The organism is Streptomyces sp. NPDC002564, assembly GCF_042889645.1.
Classification (GTDB): Bacteria; Actinomycetota; Actinomycetes; order Streptomycetales; family Streptomycetaceae; genus Streptomyces.
In genome coordinates this window covers 57,453-68,805 of record NZ_JBIARE010000019.1, presented here as the reverse complement: position 1 = coordinate 68,805, position 11,353 = coordinate 57,453, and the positions used below count along the sequence as shown (strand labels likewise).

10 protein-coding genes are annotated in these 11,353 nt (G+C 71.5%); 8 read left to right on the top strand and 2 right to left on the bottom strand.

Translation table 11 applies throughout. The annotated features are described in order from the left end of the window. The coding region (locus tag ACFYXE_RS36885; protein ID WP_389320517.1) for a homocysteine S-methyltransferase family protein at window positions 1–1,259 on the bottom strand (1,259 nt) is incomplete at its 3' end. Window positions 1,260–1,550: 291 nt separating this feature from the next. Between ACFYXE_RS36885 and ACFYXE_RS36880 the strand changes: the two genes are divergently transcribed. The 8 genes from ACFYXE_RS36880 to mtnB all read left to right on the top strand — a co-directional run bounded on the left by ACFYXE_RS36880 (window position 1,551) and on the right by mtnB (window position 9,954). After that, window positions 1,551–2,315: an IclR family transcriptional regulator gene (locus ACFYXE_RS36880; protein ID WP_389320514.1), complete on the top strand. Its 765-nt coding sequence runs from the start codon at window positions 1,551–1,553 to the stop codon at window positions 2,313–2,315. A 449-nt stretch (window positions 2,316–2,764) separates the two neighbouring features. Next, window positions 2,765–3,556, top strand: coding sequence for an MIP/aquaporin family protein (locus tag ACFYXE_RS36875; protein ID WP_389320511.1), 792 nt, complete (start codon window positions 2,765–2,767; stop codon window positions 3,554–3,556). A gap of 70 nt (window positions 3,557–3,626) precedes the next feature. Further along, window positions 3,627–5,171: a glycerol kinase GlpK gene (gene glpK / locus ACFYXE_RS36870; protein WP_361180941.1), complete on the top strand. Its 1,545-nt coding sequence runs from the start codon at window positions 3,627–3,629 to the stop codon at window positions 5,169–5,171. A 5-nt stretch (window positions 5,172–5,176) separates the two neighbouring features. Beyond that, window positions 5,177–6,787 (top strand): FAD-dependent oxidoreductase, encoded by a 1,611-nt coding sequence (locus ACFYXE_RS36865; protein WP_389320507.1) that lies wholly within the window; start codon window positions 5,177–5,179, stop codon window positions 6,785–6,787. Between the two features lie 110 nt (window positions 6,788–6,897). After that, complete coding sequence (locus ACFYXE_RS36860) at window positions 6,898–7,962, top strand: LLM class flavin-dependent oxidoreductase (RefSeq protein WP_389320504.1); 1,065 nt, start codon at window positions 6,898–6,900, stop codon at window positions 7,960–7,962. Between the two features lie 59 nt (window positions 7,963–8,021). After that, the gene (locus tag ACFYXE_RS36855; RefSeq protein WP_389320501.1) at window positions 8,022–8,606 is read left to right on the top strand and encodes an acireductone dioxygenase; all 585 of its coding nucleotides are present in this window, start codon (window positions 8,022–8,024) and stop codon (window positions 8,604–8,606) included. Further along, entirely contained in the window at window positions 8,603–9,340 is a 738-nt protein-coding gene (gene mtnC, locus ACFYXE_RS36850; protein WP_389320498.1) for an acireductone synthase, read from the top strand. Before ACFYXE_RS36855 ends, mtnC begins: the two co-directional genes overlap by 4 nt. Beyond that, window positions 9,337–9,954 (top strand): methylthioribulose 1-phosphate dehydratase, encoded by a 618-nt coding sequence (gene mtnB, locus ACFYXE_RS36845; RefSeq protein ID WP_361180505.1) that lies wholly within the window; start codon window positions 9,337–9,339, stop codon window positions 9,952–9,954. Before mtnC ends, mtnB begins: the two co-directional genes overlap by 4 nt. A 180-nt stretch (window positions 9,955–10,134) precedes the next feature. On the opposite strand, the gene mtnA is transcribed toward mtnB, so the two are convergent. After that, window positions 10,135–11,205 (bottom strand): S-methyl-5-thioribose-1-phosphate isomerase, encoded by a 1,071-nt coding sequence (mtnA, locus tag ACFYXE_RS36840; RefSeq protein WP_389320494.1) that lies wholly within the window; start codon window positions 11,203–11,205, stop codon window positions 10,135–10,137. Between the last annotated feature and the right edge of the window lie 148 nt (window positions 11,206–11,353).

The window sequence follows — 11,353 nt, the reverse complement described above, 5'->3', positions numbered from 1 at the left end:
AAACGCCCCGCCAGCTCCGCCATGTCCGCCACCCCGTCCCGGCCCACATAGTCCACACACAGATCCAGCATGTGCGCGCCCTCACGGATCTGATCGCGCGCCATCTCCACACAGTCGTCCCAGCGCGCCTCCAGCATCGCCTCCCGGAACTTCTTCGACCCGTTCGCGTTCGTCCGCTCCCCGATCGCCATGTAGGAGGTGTCCTGGCGGAAGGGGACGGTCTGATACAGCGACGCGGCGCCCGGCTCCGGGCGGGGGTCGCGGGCGACCGTCTCGGCGCCACGGACCCGCTCCACGACCTGGCGCAGGTGCTCGGGCGTCGTACCGCAGCAGCCGCCGACCAGGGACAGCCCGTAGTCGCGGACGAAGTTCTCCTGGGCGTCGGCCAGTTCGGCCGCGGTCAGCGGGTAGTGGGCGCCGTCCTTGCCGAGGACCGGAAGGCCCGCGTTCGGCATGCAGGAGATCGGGACGCGCGAGTGGCGGGCCAGGTAGCGCAGGTGCTCGCTCATCTCGGCCGGGCCGGTGGCGCAGTTCAGGCCGATCATGTCGATGCCCAGGGGCTCCAGGGCGGTGAGCGCGGCGCCGATCTCCGAGCCGAGCAGCATGGTGCCGGTCGTCTCGACGGTGACCGAGCAGATCACCGGGAGGTTGGCGCCGGTGGCCTCCAGGGCGCGGCGGGCGCCGAGGATCGCGGCCTTGGTCTGCAGCAGGTCCTGGGTGGTCTCCACCAGGAGCGCGTCGGCGCCGCCGGCGATCATGCCTTCGGCGTTGATCTGGTAGGCGTCGCGCAGGGTCGTGTACGGGGCGTGGCCGAGCGTCGGCAGCTTGGTGCCGGGGCCCATCGAGCCGAGGACCCAGCGCTGCTGTCCGGTGGAAGCGGTGAACTCGTCGGCGACCTCGCGGGCGATGCGCGCGCCGGCCTCGGAGAGCTCGAAGTTGCGCTCGGGGATGTCGTACTCGCTCAGGGCGGCGAAGTTCGCGCCGAAGGTGTTGGTCTCCACGCAGTCGACGCCGACCGCGAAGTACTCCTCGTGCACCGAGCGCACGATGTCGGGCCGGGTGACGTTCAGGACCTCGTTGCAGCCCTCCAGCTGCTGGAAGTCCTCCAGGGTGGGGTCCTGCGCCTGGAGCATGGTGCCCATCGCGCCGTCGGCCACCACCACGCGGGTGGCGAGGGCTTCACGGAAGGCGTCGATCCGGGCCCTGCTCTCGGGCGGGAAGGACGTGGGCTGCGACGACGGGGTTGGCAACGAGGCCATGAAAGAGCTCCCTGGAGTGCGACGGCTGTCGGCTTTGCGCCTTCTTGTTGGAGGGCGCACCCGGCCAGGGTAGCCGGGACCATGGTCCCGTGGTGAAGGAGTCCACGAGACGGACGCGCCGGGCGCGCTTGGCCCGTTCTGGTGCTTGACAGGGTGAAGGAGCGCAACACGGGCCGTCCGCGCATTAGCGGGAGGTCGACAACGACCGATAGTGTTCAGCATTGTCGAACGTGGCACAGGTGCGAAGTCGGACGTGGCACAGGTACGAAGGGGACGGAGGTCGGGGCTGCGATGGCACGCAACATCCAGTCGCTCGAAAGGGCCGCGGCGATGCTGCGGCTGCTGGCGGGCGGCGAGCGACGGCTCGGGCTCTCGGAGATCGCCTCCGCCCTCGAACTCGCCAAGGGGACGGCCCACGGCATCCTGCGCACCCTCCAGGCGGAGGGCTTCGTCGAGCAGGACTCCGCGTCGGGCCGCTACCAGCTGGGCGCCGAGCTGCTGCGCCTGGGCAACAGCTATCTGGACGTGCACGAGCTGCGGGCGCGGGCCCTGGTGTGGACCGACGACCTGGCTCGCTCCAGCGGTGAGAGCGTCCACCTCGGCGTGCTGCACCAGCAGGGCGTCCTGATCGTCCACCACGTCTTCCGGCCCGACGACAGCCGCCAGGTCCTGGAGGTGGGGGCCATGCAGCCGCTGCACTCCACGGCCCTCGGCAAGGTCCTCTCCGCGTACGACCCGGTCGCGCACAACGAAGCGGTCGAGGTGGAGCGCAAGAACTTCACCGTGCACACCGTGACCGACCCCGACGACTTCGAGGACGTCCTGGACCTGACCCGCGCCCGCGGGTACGCGGCGGACGTCGAGGAGACCTGGGAGGGCATCGCCTCCGTGGCGGCCCCCATCCACGACCGGCGGCGCATGCCGGTCGGCGCGGTCGGCGTCACCGGCGCCGTGGAGCGCGTGTGCCGGGACGGGGAGCTGCGCCCCGAGCTGATCGCCGCCGTGCGCGACTGCGCGCGTGCCGTCTCACGGGATCTGGGCGCCGGGCGCTTCTGAGCCACCCCGGCGCGGCCTCCGGCCCGCCCCGACCCTGCCGTCGCCCCGGCTCCCGCCCCGGCCCTGTGCCGCCCCCGCCTCGGACCGGCCGTGAACCCCTCGCCCCTCTCGCCCCCGGGCCGCCCGCGCCGCTCCCCACCCGTCCCGACGTGCAGGTGGCAGCCATCCGCGCGACGATCGATGGACCCCTTCGGAGCCGGGCGGGACCGCCGGGCACCGATAGGGCAGAACGATCAATAACGATCGTGTTTTCGATAACAGAACTCTTGACGAGCGAGTAACCCCGGGGTGAGACTCGCGTCCATCGGTCGGCATTGTCGAACACCTACCGGCATTACGCGCTAGAGTGTGACAAGGCCAAGGGCCGGCAACGACCTCACCTGAGGTCGCGGACCACCGGAGGGACCCGGGGTTCGCCTTCCCCTGGACGAAGGACAAAGGAGTCGCGGGTGTCCAGCTCCGACATCTTCATCGGCGAGACCATCGGTACCGCCGTGCTCATCCTGCTCGGCGGTGGCGTGTGCGCCGCCGTCACGCTCAAGCGCTCAAAGGCCAAGGACGCCGGCTGGCTCGCGATCACCTTCGGGTGGGGCTTCGCCGTCCTGACCGGCGCCTATCTCGCGGGTGGCGTCTCGGGCGCCCACCTCAACCCGGCGGTCACGCTCGGCCTCGCCATCGAGGGCGGCACCAAGTGGAGCGACGTTCCGCTCTACCTGGGCTCGCAGCTCCTCGGCGCGATGATCGGCGCCTTCCTGGTGTGGGTCACCTACATGGGCCAGTTCAAGGCCCACCTGACCGACCCCGAGATCCTCGCGGCGCAGCCGGTGGAGGAGGGCATGGTCGACCAGAAGGCCGCCCCCTCGGCAGGACCCGTGCTCGGCATCTTCTCGACCGGCCCCGAGATCCGTAACTACGTCCAGAACGTGCTCACGGAGATCATCGCCACGGTCGTCCTGGTCCTCGCGATCCTGACCCAGGGCCTCAACGACGGCGGCAACGGCCTCGGCGTGCTCGGCGCGCTGATCACCGCGCTCGTCGTGGTCGGCATCGGCCTGTCCCTCGGTGGCCCCACGGGCTACGCGATCAACCCCGTCCGTGACCTCGGTCCGCGCATCATCCACTCCGTGCTCCCGCTGCCGAACAAGGGCAGCTCGGACTGGTCGTACGCCTGGGTCCCGATCGTCGGTCCGCTGATCGGCGGCGCCATCGCCGGCGGTCTCTACAACGTCGCGTTCAAGTAGACCCGCGACAGCGACCGAAGACCGCCTCAGACGCCTCGTACGCCAGCCAAAGAACTTTCTGGAGCACACCGTGACCGACGCACACACCGCAGGCCCCTTCATCGCGGCCATCGACCAGGGCACCACCTCGAGCCGCTGCATCGTCTTCGACAAGGACGGCCGGATCGTCTCCGTCGACCAGAAGGAGCACGAGCAGATCTTCCCGAAGCCGGGCTGGGTCGAGCACGACGCCGCCGAGATCTGGACCAACGTCCAGGAGGTCGTCGCCGGAGCCATCTCCAAGGCCGGCATCACCCGCGACGACATCAAGGCGATCGGCATCACCAACCAGCGTGAGACCACGCTGCTGTGGGACAAGAACACCGGCGAGCCGGTCCACAACGCGATCGTCTGGCAGGACACCCGCACCGACGCGCTCTGCAAGGAGCTCGGCCGCAACGTGGGCCAGGACCGCTTCCGCCGCGAGACCGGCCTGCCGCTCGCGTCCTACTTCGCCGGTCCCAAGGCCCGCTGGCTGCTCACCAACGTCGAGGGCCTGGAGGAGCGCGCCCACTCCGGCGACATCCTCTTCGGCACCATGGACTCCTGGGTCATCTGGAACCTGACCGGCGGGGTCAACGGCGGCAAGCACGTCACCGACGTCACCAACGCCTCGCGCACCCTCCTGATGAACCTGCACGAGATGCAGTGGGACGAGCGCATCTGCCACTCCATCGGCATCCCCATGGAGATGCTCCCCGAGATCCGCTCCTCCGCCGAGGTCTACGGCGAGGTCACCGGCGGCCCCCTCGGCGACCTGCTCGGCGGCATCCCCGTCGCCTCGGCGCTCGGCGACCAGCAGGCGGCCCTGTTCGGCCAGACCTGCTTCGACGAGGGCGAGGCCAAGTCCACGTACGGCACCGGCACCTTCATGCTGATGAACACCGGTGACAAGGCCATCAACTCCTACTCCGGGCTGCTGACCACGGTCGGCTACCAGATCGGCGACCAGAAGCCGGTCTACGCCCTGGAGGGCTCCATCGCGGTCACCGGTTCGCTGGTGCAGTGGATGCGCGACCAGATGGGCCTGATCAACTCCGCCGCCGAGATCGAGACGCTCGCGTCGTCGGTCGAGGACAACGGCGGCGCCTACTTCGTACCGGCCTTCTCCGGCCTGTTCGCCCCGTACTGGCGCTCCGACGCCCGCGGAGTGATCGCCGGTCTGACCCGGTACGTCACCAAGGCGCACATCGCGCGCGCCGTCCTGGAGGCCACGGCCTGGCAGACCCGCGAGATCACCGACGCCATGACGAAGGACTCCGGCGTCGAGCTCGCGGCCCTCAAGGTCGACGGCGGCATGACCTCCAACAACCTGCTGATGCAGACCCTCTCGGACTTCCTGGACGCACCCGTGGTGCGCCCGATGGTCGCCGAGACGACCTGCCTCGGCGCCGCCTACGCCGCCGGTCTCGCCGTCGGCTTCTGGTCCTCCACCGACGAGCTGCGCGCCAACTGGCGGCGGGCCGCGGAGTGGACCCCCCACATGGACGCGGGCACCCGCGACCGTGAGTACAAGAGCTGGCTCAAGGCCGTCGAGCGGTCCATGGGTTGGCTCGACGAGAGTGGCGAGGAGTAAGACACATGACCACCCTGCAGAGCGTCCCTGCCCTCGGGACGCATCCGGCTGCCGGTTCCAACCCGAGCCGCGCCGAGACCCGGGAGCAGCTTTCCAAGGCGACGTACGACCTCCTGGTGATCGGCGGCGGCATCCTGGGCATCTCCACCGCCTGGCATGCCGCGCAGTCCGGGCTGCGGGTGGCCCTGGTGGACGCCGGTGACTTCGCCGGCGCCACCTCCTCCGCCTCCTCCAAGCTCCTGCACGGCGGTCTGCGCTACCTGCAGACCGGCGCGGTGAAGCTGGTGGCGGAGAACCACTTCGAGCGCCGTGCGGTGTCCCGTCAGGTGGCCCCCCACCTGGCGAACCCGCTCACCTTCTACCTGCCGGTCTACAAGGGCGGCCCGCACGGCGCGGCCAAGCTCGGCGCGGGCGTCTTCGCGTACAGCGCGCTGTCCGCGTTCGGCGACGGCGTCGGCCACCTGCTCTCCCCGGCCAAGGCCGCGCAGGACGTGCCGGAGCTGCGCACGGACAACCTGAAGGCCGTCGCGGTCTACGGCGACGACCAGATGAACGACTCCCGCATGGCCCTGATGACGGTCCGCGCGGCCGTCGAGGCCGGTGCCGCCGTCCTCAACCACGCCGAGGTCACCGGGCTGCGCTTCACCAAGGGCCGGGTCACCGGCGCGGAGCTCAAGGACCGCATGAGCGGCGACGAGTTCGGCGTCAACGCCCGCCTGGTGCTGAACGCGACCGGCCCCTGGGTCGACCACCTGCGCACGATGGAGAACCCGGACGCGGCGCCCTCCATCCGGCTGTCCAAGGGCGCGCACCTGGTCCTCAAGCGCACCGCCCCCTGGAAGGCCGCGCTGGCGACCCCGATCGACAAGTACCGCATCACCTTCGCCCTCCCCTGGGAGGACATGCTGCTGCTCGGCACCACCGACGAGGAGTTCGAGGGCGACCCGGCGGACGTGCGGGTCACCGAGGCCGACACCGCGCAGATCCTGGACGAGGCCGCGTTCTCCATCCGCGACCAGCAGCTGTCGCGCGATCTGATCACGTACTCCTTCGCGGGTCTGCGGGTGCTGCCGGGCGGTCCCGGCGACACCTCCAAGGCCAAGCGCGAGACGGTCGTCACCGAGGGCGCGGGCGGCATGCTGTCGGTGGCCGGCGGCAAGTGGACGACGTTCCGCCACATCGGCCGCACGATCATGAAGAAGCTGGAGGCGCTGCCCGGCCACCCCCTGGGCGACGACTACGAGCCGGTCTCCTCGCTGCCGAAGAAGCTGCCGCTGCCCGGCATCGCCAACCCGCGCGCCGTCGCCCACCGCCTCCTGGTGGACGGCCCGGCCCCCGGCCCGCGGATGGCCGCCGACACCGCCAAGCACCTGGCGACGCACTACGGCTCGCTCTCCTTCGACATCGCCCGGCTGGCGAACGAGAACCCGGAGCTCGCCGAGCGCGTCCACCCGGACGCCCCGGAGATCTGGGCCCAGGTCGTCTACGCCCGGGACAACGAGTGGGCCGAGACGGCGGACGACGTGCTGCGCCGCCGTACGACGCTGACGATCCGCGGCCTGGCCACGGACGACGTGCGCGGCAAGGTCGAGGACCTGCTGGGCAAGAAGGCCTGACGCCCTCTTCGTACGCGACCCGGTAAGGGGCGACCGCCATGGGCGGTCGCCCCTTACGCATGCCACGCCGCCGCCACAGTGCCGCAATGTTCGGCGCGCAGGGTTGAATCATGAAGTTTCAGGTGCTCTCCCTCATCTCCCACTCCCCGCACCCGCTGACCGGTGACCTCCTGTCCCCCGCCGACCGCATCGAGGAGGTCGTCGAGGTCGGGGTGGCCGCCGAGCGGCTCGGCTACGACGCGTACGCCGTGGGCGAGCGGCACGCGGGCGCCTTCCTCTCCTCGAGCCCGACGGTCGTGCTCGGCGCCCTGGCCGCCCGCACCTCCCGCATCAGGCTCCTGACCGGGGTCACCGTCGTCGCCATCCTCGACCCCGTGCGGGTCGCCGAGGACTACGCGACCCTCGACCAGCTCTCGCGCGGCCGGGTCGAACTCGTCGTCGGCAAGGGCGCGGAGGCCGGGCACTTCGACCTCTTCGGCCTCGACGAGGCCCGTCAGTGGGACCTGCAGCGCGAGAAGTACGAGCTGCTGCGCCGCCTGTGGGACGAGGAGGGCGTCGACTGGGAGGGCGAGTTCAGGCCGCCGCTGAAGAACGTGACGACGGTGCCGCGGCCCTACGCGGGCACCCCGCGCATCTGGCACGGCTCGGCGACCTCCCTCAACTCCCCCGAACTCGCCGCCAAGCACGGCGATCCGCTCTTCACGGCCAACGCCGTCCAGCCGCGCTCGGCCTACGCCTCGCTGATCGGCCACTACCGCGAGCGCTTCGCGGCGTACGGGCACGACCCGGCCGACGCGCGCGTGGCGGCCGGGTCCGGCGGGCTGCTCGTCGCGGACACCGCCGAGCAGGCCGTCGCGCGCTACAAGGAGCTGTACGAGGCGAGGACCGCGCAGTCCTTCCGCCCCCATCTGGAGGGCAAGCCGGGCTACAACACGCCGTTCCGCACCATCGAGGACGCCATCGCGGACGGGCCGCAGCTCATCGGCTCCCCGCAGCAGATCATCGACAAGATCCTCGGCTACCACGCGGTGTACGGGCACGACCTGCAGTCGATCACGGTGGACGGCTTCGGGCTCTCGCGCGGGGAGCAGATCGAGACGCTGCAGCGGTTCGCGGAGGAGATCGCGCCGGTGGTGCGGCGGGCCGCGCCGTCCACGCTGTGGGACACCCTGTGACGCGTACACGGCGCGGACTACGATCCGAAGAACACCCCTGACCTGCCCTGGAGTGATCCATGACCCTGCTGACGACCTGGCCGGAGACCGGCCCCGAGACCGTCGTGCGCCGCACGTCGGACCCGGTCGAGATCGCCGCCGCGCTCGCTCCGATCGGCGTGCGCTACGAGCAGTGGCCGGTGTGCGCGGACGTGCCGGCCGACGCCGACAGCGACACGGTCTTCGCCGCCTACCGCGCGGAGATAGACCGGCTGAACTCCGAGGAGGGCTTTCAGACCGTCGACGTGGTGTCGCTGCACCCCAGCGACGACCCCGGCTGGCCCGACAAGGCGAAGGCGGCCCGGCAGAAGTTCCTCGCCGAGCACACCCACGACGACGATGACGAGGTGCGGTTCTTCGTCGCGGGCGCCGGCATCTTCTACCTCCACGTGGGCGGCGAGGTGCACGCCGTGTACTGCGAGAAGGGCGACCTGCTCGGCGTGCCGCGCGGTACCACCCACTGGTTCGACATGGGGACGTCCCCCGCCTTCACGGCGATCCGCTTCTTCCACGAGGAGGACGGCTGGATCGGCTCCTTCACCGGCAGCCCGATCGCGGACCGCTTCCCCGACTTCGACACGATCCACGCGGGGTACGCCGCGTGAGTGAGCTCCACCGGACCGGGGCGCACGACGTGGACGCGGTGGTGCTCGACATCGAGGGCACCACGAGCGCCACGGGCTTCGTCGTGGACGTGCTGTACCCGTACGCCCGCGAGCGGTTCGGCGAACTGCTCGCCGCGCGGGGCGAGGAGCCCGAGGTGGCGCGCGCCGTCGCGCAGGTACGGGAAGAGATCGGCGAACCCGGCGCGGACGCCGCGCGGGTGGAGAAGGTCCTGGGCGAGTGGGTCGACGCCGACCGCAAGGCGACGCCGCTGAAGACGCTCCAGGGCATTCTGTGGGCGGAGGGCTTCGCGCGCGGCGACCTCGTCTCGCACTTCTACCCGGACGTCATCCCGGTGCTGCGGCGCTGGCACGCGGACGGGGTGCGGCTGTTCGTCTACTCGTCCGGCTCGGTGGCAGCGCAGCGGGCGTGGTTCGCGCACTCCCCCGAGGGCGACCTGCTGGGGCTCGTCAGCGGTCTCCACGACACCGAGAACGCGGGGCCCAAGCAGGACGCCGACTCCTACCGGACGATCGCCGCGTCCACCGGGGTCGCCCCCGGACGGCTGCTCTTCCTCTCCGACCGCCCCGGCGAGCTCGACGCGGCGCGGGCCGCGGGTCTGGGGGCGGTCGGCGTGCGCCGGGCCGGGGAGCCGTACGCCGACGCCGACTTCGGCGACCACCCGCAGGCCTCGGCCTTCTCCGAGATCACCCTTGCCGCTAGGAGCAGTTCATGACCGAGACCACCATCGCGCAACCGGATCTGGCGGAGGCGGGGGCCGTGCTCGCCGCGGAGGCCGCGCGGTTCGCCTCGTTCGGCTGGATGCGGGGCACGTCCGGGAACCTGTCGCTGGTCCTCTCGCGGGATCCGCTGCGGCTCGCCGTCACGGCGAGCGGCCGTGACAAGGGGGAACTCACCCCGTCCGACGTGGTGCTGACGGACGGTCAGGGTGCGGCGGCCGGGCCGGGGCGGCCCTCGGCGGAGGCGGCGCTGCACGCGCGCGTGGTGCGGCTCACCGGGGCGGGTGCGGTGGTGCACGTCCACACGGTGGCCTCCGTGGTGATGGGGCAGCGGTCGCCCGCCGGGATTCCCTTCGAGAACCTGGAGATGCTGAAGGGGCTCGGGCACGCGACGCACGAGGTCGCGGTGACGCTGCCGGTGATCGAGAACAGCCAGGACATGGCGGTGCTCGGGGATCGGCTCGAGGCGGCGCTCCGGCCGGGGATGCCGGCCGTGGTCGTGGCGGGGCACGGGATCTACGTGTGGGGGGCGGATCCCCGCGAGGCGCGGCACCGGGCGGAAGTCGTGGAGTGGCTCCTGGAGTTGGAGTTGGAACGGTCGCGGGGCTGAGGTCCTGCCTCCGGCGGTTCGTACCCCGCTGCCGACCCGCCCCTTCCCTTCCCACCCCTCCCCTTCCCACCCCTCCCCTTCCCGTCCCGAGTGCTCCGACTCCGGCGGGCGGGGCTCGGCCCGTCACGGGCTGCGTCGGGTTCGTCCCCGAACGCCGGACGGGCCGAGTTCCGCCCGACCTCAGGCCGCGGGGGCGCCCGCCATGGCTTCCGGGAGCTCTCCCTTGGACACCTCCAGGACGCCCCGCTCCGTCACCAGTGCCGTGACCAGGGAGCCGGGGGTGACGTCGAAGGCGGGGTTGTGGCCCCGGGAGGTCTTCGGGGTCGTGCGGAGGCCCGCCCACTCCAGGATCTCGTCCTCGCTGCGGAGTTCGATGTGGATCGCGTCGCCGGAGGGTGTCGCCAGGTCGACCGTGGTCGTCGGGGCCGCCACCATGAAGGGGATGCCCGCGTGCGCGCAGGCCAGGGCGACGCCGACCGTGCCGACCTTGTTCGCCGTGTCGCCGTTGGCCGCGATGCGGTCCGCGCCGACGATCGCCGCGTCGACCTCGCCGCGCAGGATCGTGCCCGCGGCCGCGCCGTCGGCCTGGACGTAGTGCGGTATGCCCTCCTGGGCGAGTTCCCAGGCCGTCAGGCGGGCGCCCTGGAGCAGCGGGCGGGTCTCGTCGGCGTACACCGTCTCCAGGCGTCCCCGGGCGTGCAGTTCGCGGATGACGCCGAGCGCCGTGCCCCAGCCCGCCGTGGCGAGGGCGCCGGTGTTGCAGTGGGTGAGGATGCGCAGCGGGCGGTCCGATCCGGGGGCGACGCGGCGCAGCAGCCAGTCGGCGCCGTACGCGCCCATCGCGTGGTTGGCCGCGAGGTCCTCGCGGACGATCGCGTCGGCCTCGGCGAGGACCGCGTCGATGCCCCGGTCGGCGAAGGGCCGCACCCGGTCGACGCACACCATGAGGTTGACCGCGGTGGGCCTGGCCTCGCGGACGCGGGCGATCTCGGCGTCCAGGCGGTCCCGGTCCCAGCCCTCGCGCCCGGCCTGGGCGAGGGCGATCGCGACCCCGTACGCACCGGCCGCGCCGATCGCGGGGGCGCCGCGCACGACGAGGCGGACGATCGCGTCGACCACGCCGTCGACCGTCGTGACGTCGAGGCGCTCCAGGGTGTGCGGGAGTGCCGTCTGGTCGATGAGGGAGAGCGACGGGGCGCCGTCCTCCACGGCCGCCGTCCAGGTCACGGCGCGCAGTTCCTGGCTGTTCATGAGCTCAACTCCGAATGAAATGGGGCGATACCGGCCATGGGAGGAGGGGTGACGTCACCGTACCTGACGTGCTCGAACCACATTTCGAGACGTTCGTGCGGCTGTCCGAAATCCGGTGTTACCCTCGCCGCCACCCAGGACAGATCGA